23 protein-coding genes are annotated in these 22,474 nt (G+C 67.6%); 12 read left to right on the top strand and 11 right to left on the bottom strand.

The genetic code is table 11. The features are described from left to right. Nucleotides 1–51 precede the first annotated feature (51 nt). From CBM981_RS11575 to CBM981_RS11560, 4 genes are read left to right on the top strand one after another with little or no spacing between them, the layout of a single operon-like run. Nucleotides 52–681, top strand: coding sequence for a 7-carboxy-7-deazaguanine synthase QueE (locus CBM981_RS11575; protein ID WP_087069386.1), 630 nt, complete (start codon nucleotides 52–54; stop codon nucleotides 679–681). A gap of 3 nt (nucleotides 682–684) precedes the next feature. Continuing rightward, on the top strand, nucleotides 685–1,362 hold the full coding sequence (gene queC, locus CBM981_RS11570; RefSeq protein WP_087068531.1) for a 7-cyano-7-deazaguanine synthase QueC: 678 nt from the start codon (nucleotides 685–687) through the stop codon (nucleotides 1,360–1,362). Further along, entirely contained in the window at nucleotides 1,359–2,798 is a 1,440-nt protein-coding gene (locus CBM981_RS11565) for an anthranilate synthase component I family protein (RefSeq protein WP_087068530.1), read from the top strand. Before queC ends, CBM981_RS11565 begins: the two co-directional genes overlap by 4 nt. Continuing rightward, complete coding sequence (locus CBM981_RS11560) at nucleotides 2,795–3,637, top strand: aminotransferase class IV (RefSeq protein ID WP_087068529.1); 843 nt, start codon at nucleotides 2,795–2,797, stop codon at nucleotides 3,635–3,637. Before CBM981_RS11565 ends, CBM981_RS11560 begins: the two co-directional genes overlap by 4 nt. Before the next feature lie 17 nt (nucleotides 3,638–3,654). On the opposite strand, the gene urtE is transcribed toward CBM981_RS11560, so the two are convergent. The 8 genes from urtE to ureE all read right to left on the bottom strand — a co-directional run bounded on the left by urtE (nucleotide 3,655) and on the right by ureE (nucleotide 10,980). After that, nucleotides 3,655–4,407 (bottom strand): urea ABC transporter ATP-binding subunit UrtE, encoded by a 753-nt coding sequence (gene urtE / locus CBM981_RS11555; protein WP_087068528.1) that lies wholly within the window; start codon nucleotides 4,405–4,407, stop codon nucleotides 3,655–3,657. A gap of 11 nt (nucleotides 4,408–4,418) precedes the next feature. Next, a complete protein-coding gene (gene urtD / locus CBM981_RS11550; RefSeq protein ID WP_087068527.1) occupies nucleotides 4,419–5,180 on the bottom strand; it encodes an urea ABC transporter ATP-binding protein UrtD in 762 nt (253 codons plus the stop codon). Then, the gene (gene urtC, locus CBM981_RS11545) at nucleotides 5,177–6,304 is read right to left on the bottom strand and encodes an urea ABC transporter permease subunit UrtC (protein ID WP_087068526.1); all 1,128 of its coding nucleotides are present in this window, start codon (nucleotides 6,302–6,304) and stop codon (nucleotides 5,177–5,179) included. The genes urtD and urtC overlap by 4 nt, the downstream gene beginning before the upstream one ends. Nucleotides 6,305–6,307: 3 nt before the next feature. Further along, a complete protein-coding gene (urtB, locus tag CBM981_RS11540; protein WP_087068525.1) occupies nucleotides 6,308–7,465 on the bottom strand; it encodes an urea ABC transporter permease subunit UrtB in 1,158 nt (385 codons plus the stop codon). Nucleotides 7,466–7,677: 212 nt separating this feature from the next. After that, nucleotides 7,678–8,958, bottom strand: a complete 1,281-nt coding sequence (gene urtA / locus CBM981_RS11535; protein WP_087069385.1) for an urea ABC transporter substrate-binding protein — start codon at nucleotides 8,956–8,958, stop codon at nucleotides 7,678–7,680. A gap of 261 nt (nucleotides 8,959–9,219) precedes the next feature. After that, nucleotides 9,220–9,828 carry an urease accessory protein UreG gene (ureG, locus tag CBM981_RS11530; RefSeq protein WP_087068524.1) on the bottom strand — a complete coding sequence of 203 codons (609 nt, stop codon included), beginning with the start codon at nucleotides 9,826–9,828 and terminating at the stop codon, nucleotides 9,220–9,222. 8 nt (nucleotides 9,829–9,836) lie between these two features. Beyond that, the gene (locus tag CBM981_RS11525) at nucleotides 9,837–10,478 is read right to left on the bottom strand and encodes an urease accessory protein UreF (RefSeq protein ID WP_172820881.1); all 642 of its coding nucleotides are present in this window, start codon (nucleotides 10,476–10,478) and stop codon (nucleotides 9,837–9,839) included. Beyond that, the gene (ureE, locus tag CBM981_RS11520) at nucleotides 10,468–10,980 is read right to left on the bottom strand and encodes an urease accessory protein UreE (protein WP_087068523.1); all 513 of its coding nucleotides are present in this window, start codon (nucleotides 10,978–10,980) and stop codon (nucleotides 10,468–10,470) included. The genes CBM981_RS11525 and ureE overlap by 11 nt, the downstream gene beginning before the upstream one ends. Before the next feature lie 71 nt (nucleotides 10,981–11,051). Here ureE and CBM981_RS11515 point away from each other — a divergent pair, with 71 nt between their 5' ends. Then, nucleotides 11,052–11,912: an urease accessory protein UreD gene (locus tag CBM981_RS11515; protein WP_225867374.1), complete on the top strand. Its 861-nt coding sequence runs from the start codon at nucleotides 11,052–11,054 to the stop codon at nucleotides 11,910–11,912. A 6-nt stretch (nucleotides 11,913–11,918) separates the two neighbouring features. Here CBM981_RS11515 and CBM981_RS11510 read toward each other — a convergent pair whose 3' ends face one another. Further along, nucleotides 11,919–13,178: a sodium:proton antiporter gene (locus tag CBM981_RS11510; RefSeq protein ID WP_087068521.1), complete on the bottom strand. Its 1,260-nt coding sequence runs from the start codon at nucleotides 13,176–13,178 to the stop codon at nucleotides 11,919–11,921. A gap of 486 nt (nucleotides 13,179–13,664) precedes the next feature. Here CBM981_RS11510 and CBM981_RS11505 point away from each other — a divergent pair, with 486 nt between their 5' ends. The 6 genes from CBM981_RS11505 to CBM981_RS11480 all read left to right on the top strand — a co-directional run bounded on the left by CBM981_RS11505 (nucleotide 13,665) and on the right by CBM981_RS11480 (nucleotide 19,456). Then, entirely contained in the window at nucleotides 13,665–13,967 is a 303-nt protein-coding gene (locus CBM981_RS11505; protein ID WP_087068520.1) for an urease subunit gamma, read from the top strand. A 37-nt stretch (nucleotides 13,968–14,004) separates the two neighbouring features. Continuing rightward, complete coding sequence (locus CBM981_RS11500; protein ID WP_087068519.1) at nucleotides 14,005–14,322, top strand: urease subunit beta; 318 nt, start codon at nucleotides 14,005–14,007, stop codon at nucleotides 14,320–14,322. 46 nt (nucleotides 14,323–14,368) lie between these two features. After that, the gene (ureC, locus tag CBM981_RS11495; protein ID WP_087068518.1) at nucleotides 14,369–16,087 is read left to right on the top strand and encodes an urease subunit alpha; all 1,719 of its coding nucleotides are present in this window, start codon (nucleotides 14,369–14,371) and stop codon (nucleotides 16,085–16,087) included. 83 nt (nucleotides 16,088–16,170) lie between these two features. Continuing rightward, nucleotides 16,171–17,634: a circularly permuted type 2 ATP-grasp protein gene (locus CBM981_RS11490; RefSeq protein ID WP_087068517.1), complete on the top strand. Its 1,464-nt coding sequence runs from the start codon at nucleotides 16,171–16,173 to the stop codon at nucleotides 17,632–17,634. Then, nucleotides 17,628–18,611 (top strand): alpha-E domain-containing protein, encoded by a 984-nt coding sequence (locus CBM981_RS11485; RefSeq protein ID WP_087068516.1) that lies wholly within the window; start codon nucleotides 17,628–17,630, stop codon nucleotides 18,609–18,611. Before CBM981_RS11490 ends, CBM981_RS11485 begins: the two co-directional genes overlap by 7 nt. Then, a complete protein-coding gene (locus CBM981_RS11480) occupies nucleotides 18,596–19,456 on the top strand; it encodes a transglutaminase family protein (protein ID WP_087068515.1) in 861 nt (286 codons plus the stop codon). Before CBM981_RS11485 ends, CBM981_RS11480 begins: the two co-directional genes overlap by 16 nt. On the opposite strand, the gene CBM981_RS11475 is transcribed toward CBM981_RS11480, so the two are convergent. After that, complete coding sequence (locus CBM981_RS11475; RefSeq protein ID WP_087069383.1) at nucleotides 19,446–19,922, bottom strand: redox protein; 477 nt, start codon at nucleotides 19,920–19,922, stop codon at nucleotides 19,446–19,448. The two genes, CBM981_RS11480 and CBM981_RS11475, sit on opposite strands and share 11 nt — an antisense overlap. A gap of 292 nt (nucleotides 19,923–20,214) precedes the next feature. Here CBM981_RS11475 and cynS point away from each other — a divergent pair, with 292 nt between their 5' ends. Next, nucleotides 20,215–20,658 carry a cyanase gene (gene cynS, locus CBM981_RS11470; RefSeq protein WP_087068514.1) on the top strand — a complete coding sequence of 148 codons (444 nt, stop codon included), beginning with the start codon at nucleotides 20,215–20,217 and terminating at the stop codon, nucleotides 20,656–20,658. Between the two features lie 232 nt (nucleotides 20,659–20,890). Here the strand turns inward: cynS and CBM981_RS11465 are convergent, their stop codons facing one another. Then, nucleotides 20,891–21,772, bottom strand: coding sequence for a formate/nitrite transporter family protein (locus CBM981_RS11465; protein WP_087068513.1), 882 nt, complete (start codon nucleotides 21,770–21,772; stop codon nucleotides 20,891–20,893). Nucleotides 21,773–22,474: the final 702 nt, after the last annotated feature.

Below are 22,474 nucleotides of genomic sequence, written 5' to 3'. Positions count from 1 at the left end.
CCCGGCGGAGGCCTGCCTAGGGTTGAGGGGTGGATTTCGGTCAAAGGTTTGGTGGTGTCCTCACCCCCGGCCGCCCTGCCCGTGGTGGAAACCTTCCACTCCCTCCAGGGCGAAGGGCTGCATGCAGGGCGGAGCGCCTGCTTCATCCGGCTGGCCGGCTGCGGCGTGGGCTGCCCCTGGTGTGACACCAAGCACTCCTGGCCCGAGGCCGGCCATTCCAGGCGCCCTGTGGCGGCCCTGGCCGACACGGTGCGGCGCGCGGCGGCGGCGGGGGCGGCCTTCGTGGTGGTGACGGGCGGCGAACCGCTCCACCACGACCTCACCGACCTGTGCGAGGGGATCGCGCCGGTGGGGCTCCCCCTGCACCTGGAAACCAGCGGCGTGGATCGGCTCAGCGGCCGCTTCGACTGGATCACCCTCTCGCCCAAGCCCCATCGCCCTCCCCTCCCCTCCCTGCTGGCCGCCTGCCAGGAGCTCAAGGTGGTGGTGCACGGGGAGGCCGACCTGCACTTCGCGGTGGCCATGGCCCAGCAGGCCCGTGCCGCGGGGAACCACCCGGCGCTGCTGCTGCAGCCGGGCTGGGACAGCGCCGAGGGGCAGCGGCTGGCCCTCGACTTCGTGCGCGGCCATCCCGCCTGGCGCCTGAGCCTGCAGAACCACAAGTGGCTGGCGATCCGCTGAGCCATGGCCAGCCCCTCCCCCACGGCGATCGCGCTGCTCTCCGGCGGCCTCGACTCCGCCACGGCCGCCGCCCTGGCGATCGAGGCGGGCCACCGGGTGATCGGCCTCTCCTTCGACTACGGCCAGCGCCACCGCCGCGAACTGCTGGCGGCCAGCGCCATCGCCGGGGCGCTGAACCTGGCGGAGCACCACACCGTCGCGGTGAACCTGGCCGCCTGGGGCGGGTCAGCCCTCACCGATCCCGCCCTGCCGGTGCCCCAGGAGGGAACCGCCGCGGGGGTGATTCCCAGCACCTACGTGCCGGGCCGCAACACCGTGTTCATCGCCCTGGGGCTGAGCCTGGCCGAGGCCCGCGGCGCCGGCCGGCTGGTGCTGGGGGTGAATGCCGTGGACTACTCCGGCTACCCCGACTGCCGGCCCGACTATCTGGAGGCCTTCCAGACCCTGGCCGACCTGGCCAGCAAGGCCGGCCGCGAGGGGCACGGGGTGCGCCTCTGGGCGCCGCTGGTGCAGTGGAGCAAGACCCGGATCGTGCGTGAGGCCCTGCGGCTGGGCGTGCCGATCGCCAGCACCTGGAGCTGCTACAGCGGCGGCGATCGGCCCTGCGGGGTGTGCGACAGCTGCCGCATCCGCGATGCGGCCCTGATCGAGGCGGGGCGGGCTGATCTGGTGGGCCGATGAGGGCTTCGAGGAGGGCTTGGGAGCCCGAACCGCCGGGCCAGCCCCTGCTGGAGGCGCCGCCACAGCCGCCGCTGCGCCGGCCGCTTCCCTGGCGCCCTCCGGAGCAGGTGGTGGAGATTCTGGTGGGTGCCCTCGGTGCCGAGGGCCTGGTCTGGCTCGACAGCCAGGGAGCCGCCGATTCTCCCCTCGCCGGCCAGAGCTTCCTGGCGGTGGCTCCGGCCGAGCAGCGCTGCTGCCATGGGCTGCCGGGCGATCCAGGCGCCCGCGATCCCTTCGCCCTGCTGGCGGAGCTGGCGCGTCAGGCGAGGGCCGAGGGGGACACCTGGCTCGGTTGGCTCAGCTACGAGGCGGGAGCCTGGGTGGAACCGGCCGGGCATTGGCGACGCCCGGACATGGCCGTGCTCTGGGCCGTGCGCGCCGACCCCCTGGTGGTGATCGACCGCCACCGGATGCGGCTGGAACTTCAGGGGCGGAACCCCGCCACCCTCGCCCGCTTCAGCGCCCTGCTGGACGCACCGGCGGCCGGCCCTGCACCCACCCGGCCTGACCGCCTGGCGGCGCCGCGGGACGGCTGGCGGTGGCACACCGACCGTCAGCAGTTCGCCGACCAGGTGCGCCGGGTGCAGGCCTGGATCGTGCGCGGCGATCTCTTCCAGGCCAACCTCACGGCCTGCTGCGAACAGGTGCTGCCTGAGGTTCCCGGCGCCGAAGCCCTGGTGGACCTCTACCTGCGGTTGCGCCGCCACTGTCCGGCGCCGTTCGGTGGTCTGGCGATCGGCCGCATCGAGGGCGGCAACCCCCTGGAGGGGGGCTCCGGCCTGCAGGCCGTGCTGTCCACCTCCCCGGAGCGGTTTCTGCAGCTCAAGCCGTCGGGCCAGGTGCAGACCCGGCCGATCAAGGGCACCCGGCCCCGCCACGGCAATCCCGAGGCCGACGCGGATGCCGCGGCCGAGCTGATCACCAGTGCCAAGGACCGCGCCGAGAACGTGATGATCGTGGACCTGCTGCGCAACGACCTGGGCCGGGTCTGCAGGCCCGGCTCGATCGGAGTTCCCCAGCTGGTGGGGCTGGAGAGCTACCCCCAGGTCCACCACCTCACCTCGGTGGTGGAGGGAGAGCTGGCGGCGGGGCAGGACGTGGTGGCGCTGCTGAAGGCCTGCTGGCCCGGCGGCTCGATCACCGGCGCCCCCAAGGTGCGGGCCTGCGCCCGCCTCAACGCCCTGGAGCCCGTGCCGCGGGGGCCCTACTGCGGCGCCCTGTTCCGGCTGGGACCGGACGGCAGCCTGGACAGCAACATCCTGATCCGCTCGCTGCTGGTGCGGGGAGCCCGGCTGCGCGCCCACGCCGGCTGCGGCATCGTGGTCGACTCGGATCCGGACGACGAAGCCGAGGAAATGGGCTGGAAACTGGATCCTCTGCTCGACGCCCTGGCATGAGCAGCGCCAGAGCCATCGCCTGGATCGCGCATCCCCAGGAGGCTGAGCGCTGGGGAGCACCGGCCGAGCTGGGGGTGCCGCTGCACGACCGGGGCCTCCTGCTCGCCGATGGGCTGTTCGAGACGCTGTGGGTGGAGGCCGGCCGGGCCCAGCTGCTGCGGCAGCACCTGGAGCGCTGGCACCGGGGCGCCGCCCTGCTGGGGATGGAGGCTCCACCCACCCAGGCGCAGCTGGAGCCCACCATCGCCACCGCCATCGGCCGCAGCGGCGGGGTGAACGGGGCCCTGCGCCTGAACTGGAGTCGGGGCGACGCCGGGCCTGGGGCCAGCCGCGGTCTGGCGATCCCGGCCGGGTGCCGGCACCGCTGCTGGCTGGTGCTCACCCCTGCTGAGGCGTGCTTCACCCCGGTGCGAACGATCGTGAGCCCCACCGAACGTCGCTGCAGCACCAGCCTGCTGAGCCGCTGCAAGACCTTCGCCTACGGCAGCGCCATCCAGGCGCGCCGCCAGGCGGAGGCCGCCGGCGCCGACGATGCCCTGCTGGCCAGCAGCGGCGGGGGCCTCAGCTGCGGCACCGCAGCGAATCTGCTGGTGCGCCGCGGCGGCCGGTGGCTGACGCCACCCCTCTCCAGTGGCTGTCTGCCCGGCGTGATGCGGGGCCAGGCCCTCGCTCTGGGGATGGCCGAGGAAGCTCCCCTGGGCGTCGAGGATCTGCTCGCGAGCCGGGGCGCTGTGCTGCTGAACAGCCTGGGTTGCCGGCCGATCGCCCAGCTTGAGGGCCAGCGCCTGCCACCGGTGGAGGGTGCCGAAAGGTTCTGGAGGGCCCTGCTGGAGGGTTGAACCTCGGGCCTGGGGTCTCAGACGCTCAGGAAGCGGTCCACCACGTCCTTGCTCAGCTCGGCCGTGGGGCCACTGGCCACCACCCCACCCTTCTGCATCGCGTAGTACCAGTCGGCCTGGCGCACGAAGTGCAGGTGCTGCTCCACCAACAGCACACTCACGCCGGTGGTGGCGATGATCCGGCGCACGGCCCGCTCGATGTCGAGCACCACCGACGGCTGGATGCCCTCGGTGGGCTCATCCAGCAGCAGCAGCTTCGGTTTGCCGAGGAGGGCCCGGGCAATGGCGAGCTGCTGCTGCTGCCCACCGGAGAGGTCGCCCCCCTGGCGGTTGAGGAACTTCTCGAGCACGGGAAACAGCTCGAACACCACCGGGTCGATGTGGCGGTTGCGGCCCAGGCCGCCCGGCAGCGCTTCGAGGCCCAGCAGCAGGTTCTCACGCACCGTGAGGCGCGGAATGATCTCCCGCCCCTGGGGCACGTAGGCGATACCGCCGCGGGCTCGTCCGTGGGGCGGCAGGGCGGAGAGGTCGCGCCCCTCCAGGGTCACGTGCCCGCTGCGCTGGCGCAGCAGGCCCACCACCGTCTTGAGCAGGGTGGTCTTGCCGACGCCGTTGCGGCCGATCAGGCACACCATCTGGCCCGGGCGCACGCTCAGATCCACGTTTCTGAGGATGTGGCTCTCGCCGTAATACACATTGAGGCCCTGGACCTCAAGCACCGTGTCGGCCACGGGATCGGGGGGGTCCTGCAGGGGGCTGGTGACGGTCATCGGCTTGGAAGTCAGTTGAATTCACCCTCGGTTTCGCTGCCGAGATACACCTCGATCACCCGCGGATCGCTCTGCACCTGATCCATGGGGCCCTCACACAGCACGTGACCTTCATGGAGCACCGTGACCGGCGCCTGCAGATCGCGGATGAACTCCATGTCGTGCTCGATCACCAGCACGGTGTGATCCCCGGAGAGCTGCTTGAGCAGATCAGCCGTGAGTTTGGTCTCCTCGTCGGTGAGGCCAGCCACGGGCTCGTCCACCAGCAGCAGCTGCGGATCCTGTGCCACCAGCATGGCGATCTCCAGCCACTGCTTCTGGCCGTGGGAGAGGCCCCCGGCCCGCTGGTTGGCATGGGGCTCGAGCCCCACCACGCCCAGAAGGTGCTGCACCCGGTCCCTGGCGGTGGAATCCAGCCGGCCGAAGAGCAGATCAAAGGGAGACGACCGCCGGCTGACGGCCAGCTCCAGGTTGCGCCGCGGCGTGAGGTTCTGATACACGCGCGGGGTCTGGAATTTGCGGCCGATACCCAGCCTGGCGATCTTGTGTTCGCTGATGCCCAGCAACGACTGACCACGGAAGTGAACCTCCCCCTTGGTGGGTTTCACCTTGCCGGTGATCACATCCAGGAAGGTGGTCTTGCCGGCGCCGTTCGGACCGATCACGGCGCGCAGTTCACCGGGTGCGAGGGCGAGGTTGAGATCGCTGAGGGCCCAGAAGCCATCGAAGCTCACACTCACCCCACGCAGTTCCAGCAGCGGTGACACAGTCATGACCCACCTCCCTGAAGGTCGTGCTTTTCAGCCTGCACAGCCGGATCGAGATCGAGGCTGGGGTAGGTGGGTGCCAGCGGCGGCCAGCCCACCATGGCCTGGAGATGGCGCGGACCACCCTGACGCCACCAGCCCACCAGCCCATCGGGCAAGGCGGTGACCACCAGAAGGAAGAGGCCGCCCTGGATGAACAGCCAGGTTTCCGGCAGCTGCTCGCTCACCAGGCTCTTGGCGTAGTTGATCAGCACGGCGCCGAGCACGGCGCCGATCAGGGTGCCCCGTCCGCCGACGGCAACCCAGATCACCATCTCGATCGAGAACGGCACGGCCATGAACTGGGGCGAGATGATGCCGGACTGCACGGTGTAGAGGGCACCGCTCACCCCGGCCAGGGCGCCGGCGATGGCGAAGACCACCGTCTTGTAGGCCGTGGGGTTGTAGCCGGTGAAGCGCAGGCGTGGTTCGTCGTCACGAATGGCGATCAGCGCATCGCCGAAGCGGCCGCGGGTGAGCCAGCGGCACAGCACCCAGGAGGCCACCACCAGCAGCAGGGTGAGCCAGAACAGCCAGCGCTGCATGCCGTCACTGCCCACCAGCTGGCCGAAGATGCGCGCCGTGTCGGTCTTGAGGCCGTTGGTGCCATTGATCAGCTTCTGCTGGCCGTTGAAGAAGTTGAAGAACACCAGCAGGGAGGCCTGGGTGAGGATCGAGAAGTAGACCCCCTTGATGCGGTTGCGGAACACCAGATAGCCCAGCACCCCCGCCACGAGGGCCGGCAACACCCAGATGCAGAGGAAGGTGAACAGGGGTGAGCCGAACGGCTTCCAGAAGGCCGGCAGTTCCTGAACGCCATAGAGGCCGAAGAACTCGGGCAGCTGGCCGGGCTGCAGGCTCTTGAGCTGGAGGTACATGCCGATGGCATAGCCCCCGAGGGCGAAGAAGATGCCCTGACCCAGGCTGAGCAGGCCGGTGAAGCCCCAGATCAGGTCGATGCCCAGGGCCACGATGCCGAGGGAGAGAAAGCGGCCGAGGAGGTTGAGCCGAAAGGGCGGCAGCACGGCCGGAAGGATGAGGCCGGCCGCGATGATCAGCAGCCAGGGCAACCATTGACGCAGGCGTGGCATGGATCAGGCCTCCACCATGCGTCCCTTCTGCGGGAACAGGCCAGCGGGCCTGAACTGCAGGAACACCACGATCACGGCGAACACGAGCACTTTCGCCATCGAGGTGGTGGCGAAGAAGGTGACCAGGGCGTTGAGCCCCTCCGGCATGGCGGGCCACACCAGCAGCAGCGAGCCCGAACCGATCACATAGCTGAGCACGCCGATGCCCAGAGCGGCCACAACAGTGCCCAGCAGCTTGCCCACCCCGCCGAGCACCACCACCATGAAACAGTCCACGATGTAGTTGCCGCCGAGATTCGGCCCCACCGAGCCCAGCAGGGTCACAGCCACGCCCGCTACGCCCGCCAGACCGGAGCCCACCAGGAAGGTGAGCGCATCCACCGTTTCGGTGGGGATGCCCAGGCAGTCGCTCATCGGCCGGTTCTGGGTCACGGCACGGATGCGGATCCCCCAGACGCTCTTCTGGAGAAACCAGGTGACCGCCACCAGCGAGACGATCGTGAGGGCGATGATGAACAAGCGGGCCACCGGCATGGTGAGCGCCCCGACCTGCAGGGAGCCGCGCAGCCACACGGGTGCCGTCACGTCGATGTTGCGGGCACTGAACCAGGGCTGATCGAGCACCCTCACGCCGCCGAGAACGCTGGCGAGAACCACACCGGCAAGCGCCGCCACGATCCAGCTGCCCACACCCAGCAGGGGGGTCCAGCGCTGCTGCCACCAGGTGCGGGGGGTGAACTTCGGCACCAGCAGACCCACCACCACCGCCACCACCAGGCCGATGGCGAAGGCGCTGCTCACCGAGCGCACGAACTGCTGCAGGATCAGGCTCACCCCCCAGGTGGCGAGCAGGGTCTCCAGCGGTCGGCCGTAGAGACGGCGGATCACCGTCTTCTCCAGCAGCAATCCGGCCAGACCGCTCACCAGGAAGGCGGCGGGGATCGCCAGGATGATGTAGAGCGGGAAGAGGGCTTCCAGCGGGCCGTTCTTGAAGAGGTTCTGCACCACGAAGGTGGTGTAGGCCCCGAGCATCATCAGCTCGCCGTGGGCCATGTTGATCACACCCATCAGGCCGAACACCACGGCCAGGCCGAGGGCGGCCAGCACGAGCACCGATCCGATGGCGAGGCCGTTGAAGAGGGTTTCGTTGAAGAGATCCATAGGCCCTCGCAGGGGCGCCCAGGGGAACAGAGAACAGCGCAGAGGCCCCGGTTGCCCTGATGCGGCCATCCTTCAGGGAGAGCCGAATTCAGGAACAGGATGTCAGCGACACAGGAAGCGACCCATGAAAGGAAGGGGGAGGTGGCTCCCCCTTCCGGCGCCGAGGCAACCCCTCCCCCTGGGCGGGGGGTGGGTCATCGACGCCTGGCGGCTCACATCTTGAACTTGCCGGGATCGGGCACGTCCGTGCGGGTCCAGTCGCAGGTGAAGCCCTTGGTTTCGGGCACAAACTGGTTCCAGGCGATGGGCTTGATCACGCCCTTGTCCTCGACGATCTTGAACATGCCGTCCTTCTGCACCTCACCGATCAGCACGCGCTTCTCGACGTGGTGATTGGGCTGCACGGTGACGGTGCCCTGGGGAGCGTCGAAGCTGACACCGATCAGGGCTTCACGCACCTTGTTGTCGTCGACGCTGTTGGCCTTCTCGGCAGCAGCGGCCCACAGGTACACCATCATGTAGGCAGATTCCGCCGGGTCATTGGTGACGCGGTTATCGCCGTACTTCTTCTTGAAGTTCTCGGTGAACTCCTTGGAAGCGGGAGTGTCGAGCGACTGGAAGAAGTTCCAGGCCGCGAAGGTGCCCTCGAGATACTCAGGACCGATGGCCGCCACTTCCTCCTCGGCGATCGAGAAGCTCATGATCGAGTAGCCGTTGGCTGGCGTGATCCCAGCGGCCTTCATCTGCTTGAAGAAGGCCACGTTGCTGTCGCCGTTCAGGGTGTTGACAATCACGCCGCCGTTGGGGAGGGCCTGCTTGATCTTGGCAATGATCGGGGCGACTTCCGTGTTGCCCAGAGGCAGGTAGTCCTCACCCACCACGGTGCCGCCCATGGCCTTGAGCTGCTCCTTCATGATGGTGTTGGCCGTACGTGGATACACGTAGTCGGAGCCCACCAGGAAGAAGTCCTTGCCCTTGTTCTTGAGCAGCCAGTCAACAGCGGGCTCAGCCTGCTGGTTGGGGGCAGCACCGCTGTAGAAGATGTTCTTGGAGCACTCCTGGCCTTCGTACTGAATCGGATAGAAGAGGAAGTGATCCTTGGCCTCGAAGACAGGCAGCATGGCCTTGCGGCTGGCGGAGGTCCAACCGCCGAACACCACGGCCACCTGATCCTGATCGATCAGTTTCTTGGCCTTCTCGGCGAAGGTGGGCCAATCCGAGGCTCCGTCTTCCTCGACAGGAACGATCTTGAGCTTCTTGCCATCGATCGTGATGCCGCCCTTGGCATTGATCTCATCGATCGCCATCAACTCGGCTTCGGCCACCGTGTTCTCGGAGATGGCCATGGTGCCCGAGCGGGAATGAAGGATCCCGACCTTCACTTCACCGTCGAAATCCCCGGAGGCCTGTTCGCCTCCTCCGCAGGCCACAAGGGTGAGGGAGGTGGCCAGGGCCGTGGCACCGCTGAACAGGCGCAGCGACGTCTTGCCCATGGCTTTGCCCATGAAGGAAGGGGTCATAGAAGCTCCTACGGAAGAACCGCCGAATGGTCCGCTGCGATTCAGCGGCATAGCGGACCGTATCCAGCGGGCAACCGATGGAATGTAGCCAAGGCCACACTTTGCCGGGCTGGTCAGTGGCACCTGACCCATCCCCTTGCATGGGGAGACCCCTGGCAGCAGCCCCAGCGCAACGTTCTGAAGCGGGTGCCCCGAACCCGCCAAGCCATGCCCGCTGATCTTCAACGAATTGTGTTAGTTCGTGACGACTGGCAGTTGACGCAGCAGAAACGCCTCCACCGCCTCCAACCCCTCGCCACTGCGCAGATTGGTGAAGCACCAGGGCCGCCCCGGCCGCATCCGCTCGGTATCGCGCTCCATCACCTCCAGGCTGGCCCCCACCATCGCGGCCAGGTCGATCTTGTTGATCACCAGCAGATCGGAGCGGGTGATGCCGGGGCCGCCCTTGCGGGGGATCTTGTCACCGGCGGCCACATCGATCACATAGATGCAGAGATCCACCAGTTCAGGGCTGAAACTGGCGGCCAGGTTGTCGCCGCCGCTCTCCACCAGCACCAGATCGAGATCGGGGAAGGCCTCCTCCAGCTCCCGCACGGCGGCCCGGTTGATCGAGCAGTCTTCCCGGATGGCGGTGTGGGGACACCCTCCCGTTTCCACGCCCCGGATGCGCTCCGGCTCCAGCGCCCCGGCCCGGGTGAGGAACTGGGCATCCTCCTGGGTGTAGATGTCGTTGGTGACCACGGCCAGCTGCAGCTGCTGGCGCAGGCGGCGGCAGAGGGCCTCCACCAGGGCCGTCTTGCCGGAGCCCACCGGGCCGGCGACACCCACACGCAGCTTGCTCATGGCCCCGTTCAGCTCCTGAACAACCGGGAGTAGAGCTCAGCATGGCGCAGCTGGGCGATGCCGGCGCCCACCCCCCCGTTCCAGAGCTGGCGCGGATCGGCCGCCGCCAGCTCCACCGCCCGCTCCTGTATCAGCGGCGCCAGGGCCAGCTGCAGCCGCTGGGCCTCGGTGGAGCCCAGGGGCACCAGGCGCACCGCCGCACTCAGCTGGTTGGCCACCCAGCCATAGAGGTAGGCCTCCACCACATCGGCTGCAGGGAGATCCAGGGCCCGGCCTGCCAGGGCGAAGGCCGCCGGCCAGGCCAGGTCGAGCCTGGGCATGGAAAATCCCAGGTCGGCCAGCAGCCGCAGCAGCGAGCCGCCCATCTGGCGCTGCTGGGCCCGAACCTCGTGGGCCTCCCGCAGGGCCAGCAGCCAGCGGTCCCGGTCCTGCAGCTCCTGCGGCGAAGCCTCCATCAACGCGGGCAGCCAGGCCGCCTCGATGGCCAGCACGCCCCGGTGGAGCTCGTCCTGCAGCCAGCGGGCCACGGCAGGGCCATCCTCCAGGCGGCCGGCCTGCACCAGGGCCTCCAGTCCCTCGGCATAGCTGAACGCGCCCACCGGCAGCGCCGGGCTGACCAGCTGGAACAGGCGGAGCCGCTCAATGCCCATGGGTGTGGGTGTGGGTGTGGGTGTGGTCGATGGCCGGGGCATAGGCCCCCGCCTCCGGCAGGAAGGGGGCGACCACCTCGGTCACGGTCAGGCCCCGGTGTTCGAGCAGATGGGCCAGCACCGGATCCGCCAGCAACCGCAGTTCCCCGGTCTTGATCTCCATCGCCACATGGCGGTTGCCGAGGTGGTAGGCCGCCTGCAACAGGCCGAGTTCGGAAGCCGCGGTGACCCGCAGCAGCGGCTCGGGGGCGGCCTCGATCCGCACCAGCGGCTCGGCGCTGGCTCCCCCGAGCAGTTCGCCCGGCCGCAGCGGCTCACCCCGGGGGAGCTGCAGCAGCAGCGGGCAACCACAGACGCTCTGGCGCAGGCCCCGCAGCCGGCTGCGCTCCTCGGCGCTGAGGGCCAGCTTCAGGGTCGCCTCTCCCCCGGCCCGCTCCCCCAGCCTGCGGGTGAGGAGCAGGGGGCCGGAGGCTGGCGCAGCGGGCGCGGCGGCGGGGATCATGGCCGGAGCACGCGGACGGGACGATCACCAGCATCACAGGGAATCCCCCGTGGCATGGCAAGGCCCGGCTGTTGTTCCGCCGCCGCGGGCAGGACCCGCGGGCGGACACGGTTCACCAGGGGGAAACGAGCGCACCGCTCAAACTGCAACGCGCCTTTCCCCACGCCGATGGCCGCTGTGAGCTGCCGCTGCTGCACACCGCCGGGGGCCTGGTGGGCGGCGATCGGCTGAGCATCACGGCCGGCCTCGCCCCCGGCAGCCGGGCTCTGCTCACCAGCGTGGCCGCCCAGAAGATCTATGGCTCCGTTGGCCGCTGCCGGGAGGCCCCCGCGGGCCGCTGGGCCCGTCAGGATCTGCACTTCAGCCTCGAGGAGGGGGCCGACCTGGAGTGGCTGCCCCAGGAGCTCGTGCTCTACGCCGATGGGCTGTTCGAGCAGCACTGCCGGGTGAACCTGGCCGCGGGAGCCTCCTTTCTGGGGGGCGAGGTGGTGCGCCTGGGCCGCACGGCGGCCGGGGAGACGCTCGGATCGGGCCGCTGGCGCTCGGCCCTCGAGATCCGGCGGCAGCGGAACGGGGCGAGCGAGTGGGTGCTGGTGGACCGCACGGAACTGGCGGGGGGCTGTCTGGAGGGGGAGCACGGCCTGGCGGGAGCGCCGGTGTATGGCTCGCTGGTGTGGGCGGCGCCGGACACCCTGGCCACCACGACGCTGACGAGCCTGCTCGAGGGCTGCCGCCGGGACCGGGCCGGCCTGAGCGGTGAGATGGCCTGCGGCGCGCTGGAGCCGGGCCTGGTGGCCCGCTACCGGGGCCACTCCAGCCAGGCGGCCCGCTACTGGTTCACCCGGATCTGGGCCCGGGTCCGCCAGGTCCGGAACCTGGCGGACCCGGACCTGCCCAGGGTGTGGCCCTTCCAGGAGCGGCCGCTGGGCTGAGTGGCCTCACCTGGACGCTGCTTCTGCCGGCGCAGAAGCCTCCAGCAGCCCGAGCCGGCCAGCCAGCCAGCGGGTGGTGGTGGCCTGGGTGAGAATCGTGACCAGGATGGCCAGGAAGGTCACCGAGGAGATCAGCCGAGCCTGGGGGGCGCCGACCCCGAGCATCAGACCCGCCAGCGCCCCCGGAATGACACCGGTCTCCCGGGTCCAACAGATGAACAGCAGCTCTTCGATCGACCAGCGGGCGCGGCGATCCGGCAGAGCACACACGAACACCGTGATCGGTCGGGCCACCAGCATCAACACCACCACCACCCCGATTCCGCCGAGGAAGTACTGGTTGATCAGGGCGAAGTCAACCTGACTGCCGAGCAGAAAGAAGATGAACATCCGCATGATCAACGAAGTCGTTTCGACAAAATCGTCCATCCGCTCCTGCTCACCCTCCTTCATTTCAAAGCCGAACAGCTCCTTGTTCCCCACCATGAAGCCGAACACGAAGACGGCCATGAAACCACTGGCGTGCAGGCCGCTGGCGCCGAGGTAGGCCGCGATCACGGCCATCAACGACACCAGCGGAGCGTATTCCTGCAGAAAGCCATAGCGCTCATGGGCGATCAGGGTGGCCGCCAGGTAACCGAGCAGGGCCCCCGCCACCAGGCCGAGCAGGGCCTGGTGCACCAGTTCAAGGGCGGCAGCCTGCAGCGAGAACTGGCCCGTACCCATGGCAACCCCCAGCACCGAGAAGGTGAGGATGGCTCCGGTGGCGTCGTTGAAGGCCGACTCCGACATCACCGTCTGGGAGACCCGGTCCTTCACCCTCACCTGGCGGAAGACGGGGATCAGGGTGGCCGGGTCCGTGGAGGCGATCACCGAAGCCAGCAGCAGTGCCACGAGGAAGGGCAGGCCCAGGAAGACGTGGGCAGCCAGGCCGGTGATCGCGGCGGTGATCAGAACCCCGGCCGTGGCGAGCGACACGATGGTGACCCACACCTCCTGGATGACCCGGAAACGCATGGAAACCCCGCCATCGAAGAGCAGATAGCAGGACCCGAAGATCAACAGCAGCTGGTTCAGCGCCGAGTCGGCCTTGATGTCGATCCAGCCCAAACCCCCGGGCCCGAGAAGGGTTCCCACGAGCAGGAAGGTGACCACATCGGGGATTTTCAGCTTCTTGGAGAGAACCGCACAGCTCGATCCCACCGCCAGGATCACACCGAACTGAAGCAGGATGTGTTTAGCGAACTCAATGGAGTACGTCGTCATCGGAAGTCATCGCAAGGCGAACCTCATCGCAGGACCATGGCTTCCCATGAGCTGCGCAGCCCACTGGAAACCATGCACAGAAGCTCGAGCAGCAGGGTGGAGGCGGGGACTTGAGGCAGAGGGTTGCAGGAGACGATCGAGGCCGTTGGGTCGAGGCCGATGGGTCGAAGCCATAGATCGAGGCCGTGGATCGAAAGCGCCGTACCCCTGGGGAACGCCGCACCTGCCGGCTGGTCCTGGCCAGCCCAGCCATGACGGTCACATGCCTGGGCCATCCGAAAGGTTCCCCACACTGGCAGTTCCCAGGCCCCGGTGCCCGCTCAAGCACCCAGGACACCGCTGAAGAGAACCTGACGGTTTCCTGAGGGGTCTTCCTGAGGGTCTTGCCGAGGTGTCCTCATGAAACGTCCAGTCAGAACGTGGGCAGAGTCCAGGTGACTGTCAGAGTGGTTCCGGTGGATCTGAATCGTTCCACGCCCGGCAGCCATGCACCTCAGCCCCCAGGAGAAGGACAAGCTCCTGATCGTGACCGCCGCGCTGCTGGCCGAGCGCCGCCTCCAGCGCGGCCTCAGGCTCAACCACCCCGAAGCCGTGGCCTGGCTCAGCTTTCTGGTGCTGGAAGGCGCCCGCGACGGCAGGACCGTGGCCGAATTGATGGGCGAGGGCACCACCTGGCTGAGCCGCGACCAGGTGATGGAGGGCGTGCCGGAGCTGGTGCAGGAGGTGCAGATCGAGGCCATGTTCCCTGACGGCACCAAGCTGGTGACCCTGCACGACCCGATCCGCTGAGACCCTCCCCCATCCCGGCCACCCCCGCCGCTTCCCCATGGCCCCCCTCATCCCCGGCGAGCTGATTCCGGAACCCGGCGAGCTCGAGCTCAATGCCGGCCGGCCCGTCACCACCCTGCTGGTGGCCAACACCGGCGACCGCCCCGTGCAGGTGGGTTCCCACTTCCACTTCCAGGAGGCCAATGGCGCCCTTGCCTTCGACCGCGACGCCGCCCGGGGCCTGCGGCTCGACATCCCGGCCGGCACGGCGATCCGCTTCGAACCGGGCGACAGCCGTGAGGTGAACCTGGTGCCCTTCGCCGGCCAGCGCCGTGTGGTGGGCTTCAACGGCCTGGTGAACGGCCCCCTGGACTGACCCCTTCCCACGCCCCTGGCCTCCGCCCCCACGCCTTCCCGCCGCCATGCCCTACCGGATCTCCCGCCGCACCTACGCCGAGACCTACGGCCCCACCACCGGCGACCGGCTGCGGCTGGCCGACACCGAGCTGATCCTCGAGGTGGAGAAGGACTTCACCGTGTACGGCGACGAGGTGAAGTTCGGCGGCGGCAAGGTGATCCGCGACGGCATGGGCCAGGCCCAGACCACCCGCGCCGACGGCGCCGTGGACACGGTGATCACCAATGCCCTGATCCTCGACTGGTGGGGGATCGTGAAGGCCGACATCGGCCTGCGCGACGGCCGCATCGTGGCGATCGGCAAGGCCGGCAACCCCGACACCCAGGAGGGGGTGACGATCGAGGTTGGGCCCGGCACCGAGGCGATCGCCGGCGAAGGGCACATCGTGACCGCCGGCGCCATCGACACCCACATCCACTTCATCTGTCCGCAGCAGATCGAAACCGCCCTCGCCTCGGGGGTCACCACCCTGCTGGGGGGCGGCACCGGCCCGGCCACCGGCACCAATGCCACCACCTGCACCCCCGGGGCATTCCACATCGGCCGCATGCTCCAGGCCGCCGAGGGGCTGCCGGTGAACCTGGGCTTCTTCGGCAAGGGCAACGCCTCCACCCCCGAGGCCCTCGAGGAGCAGGTGCGCGCCGGCGCCTGCGGCCTCAAGCTCCACGAGGACTGGGGCACCACCCCGGCCGCGATCGACTGCTGCCTCACGGTGGCCGACCGCTACGACGTGCAGGTGTGCATCCACACCGACACCCTCAACGAAGCGGGCTTCGTGGAGGACACGATCCGCGCCATCGGCGGCCGCACCATCCACACCTTCCACACCGAGGGGGCCGGCGGCGGCCACGCCCCGGACATCATCCGCATCTGCGGCGAAAGCCATGTGCTGCCCAGCAGCACCAACCCCACCCGGCCCTACACCCGCAACACGCTCGAGGAGCACCTCGACATGCTGATGGTGTGCCACCACCTCGATCCGCGCATCCCCGAGGACGTGGCCTTCGCCGAATCCCGCATCCGCCGCGAGACGATCGCCGCCGAGGACATCCTTCACGACCTGGGCGCCTTCTCGATCATCGCCAGCGACTCCCAGGCCATGGGCCGGGTGGGCGAGGTGATCACCCGCACCTTCCAGACCGCCCACAAGATGAAGGTGCAGCGCGGCGCCCTGCCGGAGGATGGCGCCAGCGGCGGCCGCCATGACAACGCCCGCCTGAAGCGCTACATCGCCAAGGTGACGATCAACCCGGCCATCGCCCATGGCCTCGACAGCCAGGTGGGCTCGGTGGAGGTGGGCAAGCTCGCCGACCTGGTGCTCTGGAAGCCGGGCTTCTTCGGCGTGAAACCGGAGCTGGTGATCAAGGGGGGCTCGATCGTGTGGGCCCAGATGGGCGACGCCAACGCCTCGATCCCCACACCCGGCCCGGTGCACGGCCGGCCGATGTTCGGCGCCTTCGGCAGGGCCCTGGCGCCGAGCTGCCTCACCTTCGTGAGCCAGGCCTGCCTGGAGGCGGACATCCCCCGCCAGCTGGGCCTGGAACGCCGCTGCGTGCCGGTGGTGAACACCCGCGGCATCGGCAAGGCCGCGATGCGCAACAACACGGCCCTGCCGAAGATGGAGGTGGACCCCCAGACCTACGAGGTGTTCGCCGATGGGGAACTGCTCACCTGTGAGCCCGCCGAGGTGCTGCCGATGGCCCAGCGCTACTTCCTGCTCTGAGGGCCCGTTGGGTCTTCCGTAGCAACCCACACCGGCCACCCCCCAGACGGCTGCCCATGATTGGCGCAGCCAGCTGGCCAGGCATGTTCACCGACTACAAGCCCAACCGCGGCTACGACGAGTACTTCAGCGCCGCCGACGAACCGCGCCGCGCCCTCAGCCCCCTGCTCTCCTGCCTGGGTCAGCTGGGGCTGGAGGAGCTGAACCGCAACCATGCGGCCGCCGGCATGCTGCTGAAGCGCCTCGGCGCCACCTTCCGGCTCAACGGTTCCGACAACCGCGGGGTGGAACGCATCCTGCCCTTCGATCCCCTGCCGCGCCTGATCGGCTCAAGTGAATGGCAGCGGCTGGAGCAGGGTCTGGTGCAGCGGCTGGAGGCGATCGACCAGTTCCTGGGCGACATCTACAGCGACCGGCTGATCGTGCGCGACGGCATCGTGCCCGTGGGGGATCTGGAGAGTTCCCAGGGCTGGCGCCCCCAGATGGAGGGCTTCAAGCCGCCCCTGGGCAAGTGGTGCCACATTTCCGGGCTCGACCTGATCCGCGACGGCCAGGGCACCTGGCGGGTGCTGGAGGACAACCTGCGCTGCCCCTCCGGGGTGGCGTACTTCCTGGAGAACCGGCGGGTGATGAAGCGCATGTTCCCCAGCCTGTTCTCGGCCCGCACGGTGCAGCCGATCGACGACTACCCCTCCCATCTGCTGCAGACCCTGCGGGAGCTCGCCCCCTGGACCGAGCGGCCCACGGTGGTGCTGCTCACCCCCGGGGTGTTCAACAGTGCCTACTTCGAGCACAGCTACCTGGCCCAGCAGATGGGCATCCAGCTGGTGGAGGGGCGGGATCTGATCTGCCACGACGACCGCGTCTGGATGCGCAGCACCAGCGGCCTGGAGCCGGTGGATGTGATCTACCGCCGCATCGACGACGACTTCCTCGATCCCGCCGTGTTCCGCAGCGACTCGATGCTGGGGGTGCGGGGGCTGATGGGGGCCTACCGCGCCGGCCGGGTGGCGATCGCCAACGCCCCCGGCACCGGGGTGGCCGACGACAAGCTGATCTATGCCTATGTGCCGGAGATGATCCGCTACTACCTGGGCGAGGAGCCGATCATCGAGAACGTGCCCACCTACCTGTGTTCCCGTGACGACGACCGGGCCTACGTGCTGGAACACCTGCCGGAGCTGGTGGTGAAGGCCGTGGCGGAAGCGGGCGGCTACGGCATGCTGATCGGCCCCCATGCCCCGGCGGAGGAGATTGCCGACTTCGCCCAGCGGATCGAGGCCAACCCCCGCAACTACATCGCCCAACCCACGCTGGAACTCTCCACGGTGCCGTCCCTGAGCAACGGCGAGCTGTTCCCCTGCCACGTGGATCTGCGGCCCTATGTGCTGCGGGGCAAGGGCGCCTGGGTGAGCCCCGGCGGCCTCACCCGCGTCGCCCTGCGGCGCGGCTCCCTGGTGGTGAATTCCTCCCAGGGTGGGGGATGCAAGGACACCTGGATCGTGAGTGAGCAGAACGACGCCGACGATGGAGCCGCGTCATGCTGAGCCGCGTAGCCGAATCGCTGTACTGGATCAACCGCTATGTGGAGCGGGCGGAAAACATCTCCCGTTTCGTGGAAGTGAGTGAAGCGATGGCCCTCGACTGCCCCCCCGGCAGTGCCGAACCCTGGCTTCCCCTGATCGATGCGAACGGCGATCGGGAACTGTTTGACAAGCTTTACCCCCAGGGCCAGCCCATGGACGTGGTGGAGTTTCTGGTGCGTGCGGAAGACAACCCCAACAGCGTGGCCAACTGCATTGCCATCGCACGGGAGAACGCCCGGCAGATCCGCGAAGTGATCACCACGGAGATGTGGGAGCATCTCAACGACATCTACTGGACACTGCAGGAAAACGAAGGGTTCTGGCGTCAGCCCCCCCAGGAGCAGTTGCGCGACATCCGCAGGGCCTGCCAGCTCTTCTACGGCATCACCGACTCCACCCTGAGCCGGGACCTCTCCTGGCAGTTCAGCCGGCTGGGCCGGCTGCTGGAACGGGCGGACAAGACCACCCGCATCCTCGACGTGAAGTACTTTCTGCTGCTTCCCTCCCCCGACGAGGTGGGGGGAGTGCTGGATGAACTGCAGTGGATCTCGCTGCTGCGCAGCGCCGGGGCCTATCAGATGTTCCGCCAGTCGCGCCAGCAGGCCATCGAACCGCGCGCCGTGGCCGCCTTCCTGCTGCTCGATCCCATCTTTCCCCGTTCGGTGCGCTACTGCCTCGAACGGATCCAGGAAACCCTGCGGATCGTGCAGGGGCGTGCCGTGCCCGGTGCCCCCGATGAGCTGGAATGCCTGAGCGGCCTCACCCTGGCCCGCTGGAGTTACACCCGCATCAACGATCTGATCGCCGTGGGTCTGCACGAGGCGATCGATGCGCTGCAGAGCGACCTCAACAGGCTGCACAACCTGATCGAGCAGCGCTACTTCGTGGCCCCCACCCTCGAGTCCCAGAGTGCGGATCCGGCATGCGTGCCCGCCTGACGCACTCGCTCACCTACGGCTATTCGGCTCCGGTGCAGCTCGGAGCCCATCGCTTCTGCCTGAAACCGCGGGGGCACGGCTTTCAGACCCTGGTGGACTTCAACCTGGCCATTGATCCGGCGCCCAGCTGCCTGTATCCCCTGGTGGCCGCCAGTGGCGATGAAATCCTGCGCGCCCGGTTCGAGGGAAGCACCGACCGTTTCCTGGTGCGCGCCGCCAGCACCGTGGACACCCAAACGGCGCCGGCCCTGGAGGTGTGCCTGGAGGCGAACGAACCCCTGCTGCCCTATCCGGCGGGCCGCCTCAACGGCGATCTGATGGGTTCGCTGCAGGGATGGCTGCCCAATGGCCAGCACGATCCCGCCGCGGTGGACATGGCCCAGGAAGCCCTGATGGGGAGTGATCAGCGGGCCCTGATGTTCCTGGGCCAGCTGGTGGAGATGATTCAGGATCGGGTCAAGTACACCCAGCGCCACGTGGGGCCGGCCTGGCCGGCCGGGCGCACCCTCAAGGAACGGGTGGGATCGTGCCGCGATCTGGCCATGCTGATGGTGGAGGCCTGCCGCTGCGTGGGCCTGCCGGCCCGCTTCGTGAGCGGCTACCACCTGGTGGACCCGGCCCCCAGGCGCTACGACCTGCACGCCTGGGCGGAGGTGTACCTGCCCGGAGCCGGCTGGAGGGGATTCGACCCCAGTGGCAAGGGGGCCGTGGACGACCGCTACATCACCGTGGCCACGTCCTCGAAACCGGAACTCACGGCAGCCATCACCGGCAGCTTCTCCGGTCCGCCGGGTGTGAGCAGCAGGTTCGCCTGGGACATCCAGGCGGAGATCCTCACCAGTTGAGGCCGTGCAGCTTCGGCAGGGGAGCCGTCTTGGACGTGGTGGCGAAAAGACGCGGGATCCGCCGGCTGTTGTAGACACGGAACTCGCGCACCACACTGGCCCCCTCGTCGCGTACGGCCTGGTTCAGCACCACGGAACCGTTGGGGTCGGAGACCGACCGGTGGAACGTGCCGGGGGGGATGCGCAGGATGTCGCCGCCGGTGTCCAGCCGCACAATGTGAAACGGGTAGTTCCAGCCGAAGTTCACCAGGTAGAAGGTGCGGCCGCCGTGCAGGGCCAGCAGGTTGTCCTCCTGGTGGGGGTGCAGGTAGAACTGCCAGGCCCCGGTGTCGGCAGCGTCAGGCGGTGAGATGGCTGGCCCGGAGTGGATCACCAGATCCCGGGCGTTGGAGGCCGCCACGGTGATGTCGAAGAACCGCACGGCGGGGGTGTCCCGGAACTTCTCGTACGGGATCAGCTCGAACATCGGCGCCGGCTTCGGCGAGGTGGCGACCATGGCGGTGGGTGCTGGGCAGCACCGGATGGGGGTAGTCCAGTGAACCGAACGGGCCAACCCCTCCAACGTGACCACCACTACCGAATCGGGAACCGGCTGGGCAGTTCCCGGGGTGGCCCAGGCCGAGGGGGCCGAACGTAGCATCGATGACACGAGATTTTGGCCCACAGCGAGAGAATCACAGGGTCGCTTCTTGCGACCTTTAGAGCAAAGGGCGAAGCCCCTTTAACCCGCTCTTCTTATATTACAATCCCCACGATTTATGGCAGCTTCTGCTCTGACAGCCAAGCTCATGGCTGCAAAAAAGGTCAAGAATCTCAGTTTTGCTGACCTGGAAGCATCACTCGGGCGCGACGAAGTCTGGATCGCCTCGCTGTTCTATAGCCAGGCAACGGCGTCGCCAGAGGAAGCCACCAAGCTGGCGGAGCTTCTGGATCTGGACGCGGAGACCACGGCAGCCCTCCAGACCTTCCCCACCAAAGGGTGCCTGGATCCTGTGATTCCAACGGACCCACTGATCTATCGGTTCTACGAGATCATGCAGGTGTACGGGATGCCTCTCAAGGATGTGATTCAGGAGAAGTTCGGCGATGGCATCATGAGTGCCATCGACTTCACCCTTGATGTGGAAAAGATTGACGACCCAGCCGGCGCCCGCGTGCAGGTGATCATGTGCGGCAAGTTTCTGCCCTACAAAAAGTGGTGACGCTGCAAATCAGCTGACCAGTTGGCCAGTCAGCCCGTTGATGGCGGCAGCCCCCTGTCATTCCCTGCGCTGATCGAGGCGGGGATTGGTCGGGGGCTTTCCTCATGCTCCCTCCTTCCATGGTCTCCTCCCGTTCCCTCCTCCCGTTCCCAGAGAAGGCCATGAAAAACCCCCGGCCATCGACCGGGGGTGAACGGTGCAGCCATCGGCCAGCACCTGTGCCGGGCAGAGCTCAGCGGGCACCAAGCTCGGCGGCCAGCTCACGCTCCAGCCTGTCGTCATGCTGCGGAGGCAGCACATTGCTCATCGGCGTGCGATGGGTGCTGTAGAAGAGCATGCCGATGAACACCATGCCACCCACAATGTTCCCCAGGGTGACAGGAAGATAGTTCCAGAAGGCGATCTGAGCGAAGCTCACACCGGAACCCAGGAGGGGGCCCGTGGTGTGGAGGAACATGTTCACCACGATGTGCTCCATGCCGAGGGCCTGGAAGGCCGTAATCGGCAACCAGCAGGCCAGGATTTTGCCCGGCACACTCTTGCTCACCAGGGCCAGGGTGACGCCGAGACAAACCAGCCAGTTGGCAATCAGGCCACGCAGGAAGGCCAGGAAGAAGCCAAGCACCCCAAGGTTCTGGTACTTGACGATCACATTGGCCTTGTTCAGGCCAATGATCTTGTTGGCAACGGCGACCCAATCCCCGGTGCCGGCCGCCAGATCCGCCGTGCCACCACTGGTGAGGCTGATGGCGAACAGGATGCCGACCAGACCTGTTCCCAGAAAGTTACCGATCCACACCCAGACCCAGTTTCGGAGGGTCTTGCCCCAGGTTGTCTTCCCAGCCCAGACAGCCATGGGCAGGAGGGCAAAATTACCGGTGACCAGTTCCATGCCGAAGAGCACGATGCTGGCAAAGCCGAAAGGGAAGATGAAGGAGCCAATCCAGGGAATCCCTGTCTGGTGCATGATCGTCAGGGCCAGGCAGAGGGCCAGACCGAGCACCGAGCCTGAGTAGAAGCCTCTCAGCAGAAGGTTTTTGGTGCTGACATGAGCTTTCTTGCCTCCGGCGGCAATCATGCCATCCACAAGCTCATTGGGTAAGACGTAATCCATGATGGTAACGAAGCCCGGAAGAGAAGGTTTGATTAAAAAGAGAGAGCAGGGATTCAGCGGCTGAACTTGTTCATCAGTGCACTGAACCTGTCCTGCTGCTGTGGTGGCTGGGCAACCGGTGGGAGATCCTTACCGAGCGTACTGAACCAGTTGACAAAACGTGAAAGAACGTCTGAAGGAGTGGGTGTAGTGGGGGCCATGGCCTCGAAGCGGTGTCGTCATGGGCGCGGCTGCGTACCGCAGCGCTGTTGAGCTCCCGCGCCGCAATCCCGCCAGGCCAACCTGCAGGGGTGGGGTCGGGCAAGGCACGCCAATCCCCGGCAGCTGCGGAAGACGCAGCCGCAAGGAGAGGAGCAGCGCAGCAATGGCATTGCCGGCCAGCGGCAAGGCGAGGGAGGGAAAGCTGCGGGAGCGTTGAAATCAGCCTGTGGACATCGAGGGGGAAACCCCAGGCGCAAAGAAGTGTCCAGTGCTGTCCGCTTCTCAGCGGAAACAGAGAAAATCAGCTGTAACTGATTGACCCAATGAAACTATTAAGACACCGAATGATGATTGGTCCTGTATCTCGCGCCACCAACAGGCCTGTTGGTGGGAACACCATCACCAGGGAGAAGGCTGGCTGAGAGAGGAAGGCCGGGTGAAAGAGGAAAGCCGGGTGAAAGCGGAAGGGTGGCTGAGTCGCCTGGGTGCGTCAGGTGGTGC

It is taken from the genome of Cyanobium sp. NIES-981, from assembly GCF_900088535.1.
Classification (GTDB): Bacteria; Cyanobacteriota; Cyanobacteriia; order PCC-6307; family Cyanobiaceae; genus NIES-981.
The sequence above is the reverse complement of the archived record's forward strand: the minus strand, read 5'-3'. Positions and strand labels throughout refer to the sequence as shown.

Bases quoted from the DNA above. Each gene is read 5' to 3' on its own strand.
- CBM981_RS11500 (WP_087068519.1), top strand. From the start codon at position 14,005: ATGGCCCCCCTCATCCCCGGCGAGCTGATTCCGGAACCCGGCGAGCTC.
- CBM981_RS11475 (WP_087069383.1), bottom strand. From the start codon at position 19,922: ATGTTCGAGCTGATCCCGTACGAGAAGTTCCGGGACACCCCCGCCGTG.
- CBM981_RS11505 (WP_087068520.1), top strand. From the start codon at position 13,665: ATGCACCTCAGCCCCCAGGAGAAGGACAAGCTCCTGATCGTGACCGCC.
- CBM981_RS11485 (WP_087068516.1), top strand. From the start codon at position 17,628: ATGCTGAGCCGCGTAGCCGAATCGCTGTACTGGATCAACCGCTATGTG.
- CBM981_RS11565 (WP_087068530.1), top strand. From the start codon at position 1,359: ATGAGGGCTTCGAGGAGGGCTTGGGAGCCCGAACCGCCGGGCCAGCCC.
- ureG (WP_087068524.1), bottom strand. From the start codon at position 9,828: ATGAGCAAGCTGCGTGTGGGTGTCGCCGGCCCGGTGGGCTCCGGCAAG.
- ureE (WP_087068523.1), bottom strand. From the start codon at position 10,980: ATGATCCCCGCCGCCGCGCCCGCTGCGCCAGCCTCCGGCCCCCTGCTC.
- ureC (WP_087068518.1), top strand. From the start codon at position 14,369: ATGCCCTACCGGATCTCCCGCCGCACCTACGCCGAGACCTACGGCCCC.
- queC (WP_087068531.1), top strand. From the start codon at position 685: ATGGCCAGCCCCTCCCCCACGGCGATCGCGCTGCTCTCCGGCGGCCTC.
- cynS (WP_087068514.1), top strand. From the start codon at position 20,215: ATGGCAGCTTCTGCTCTGACAGCCAAGCTCATGGCTGCAAAAAAGGTC.
- urtC (WP_087068526.1), bottom strand. From the start codon at position 6,304: ATGCCACGCCTGCGTCAATGGTTGCCCTGGCTGCTGATCATCGCGGCC.
- urtD (WP_087068527.1), bottom strand. From the start codon at position 5,180: ATGACTGTGTCACCGCTGCTGGAACTGCGTGGGGTGAGTGTGAGCTTC.
- urtE (WP_087068528.1), bottom strand. From the start codon at position 4,407: ATGACCGTCACCAGCCCCCTGCAGGACCCCCCCGATCCCGTGGCCGAC.
- CBM981_RS11510 (WP_087068521.1), bottom strand. From the start codon at position 13,178: ATGACGACGTACTCCATTGAGTTCGCTAAACACATCCTGCTTCAGTTC.
- CBM981_RS11480 (WP_087068515.1), top strand. From the start codon at position 18,596: ATGCGTGCCCGCCTGACGCACTCGCTCACCTACGGCTATTCGGCTCCG.
- CBM981_RS11465 (WP_087068513.1), bottom strand. From the start codon at position 21,772: ATGGATTACGTCTTACCCAATGAGCTTGTGGATGGCATGATTGCCGCC.
- CBM981_RS11525 (WP_172820881.1), bottom strand. From the start codon at position 10,478: ATGGGCATTGAGCGGCTCCGCCTGTTCCAGCTGGTCAGCCCGGCGCTG.
- CBM981_RS11560 (WP_087068529.1), top strand. From the start codon at position 2,795: ATGAGCAGCGCCAGAGCCATCGCCTGGATCGCGCATCCCCAGGAGGCT.
- CBM981_RS11490 (WP_087068517.1), top strand. From the start codon at position 16,171: ATGTTCACCGACTACAAGCCCAACCGCGGCTACGACGAGTACTTCAGC.
- urtA (WP_087069385.1), bottom strand. From the start codon at position 8,958: ATGGGCAAGACGTCGCTGCGCCTGTTCAGCGGTGCCACGGCCCTGGCC.
- urtB (WP_087068525.1), bottom strand. From the start codon at position 7,465: ATGGATCTCTTCAACGAAACCCTCTTCAACGGCCTCGCCATCGGATCG.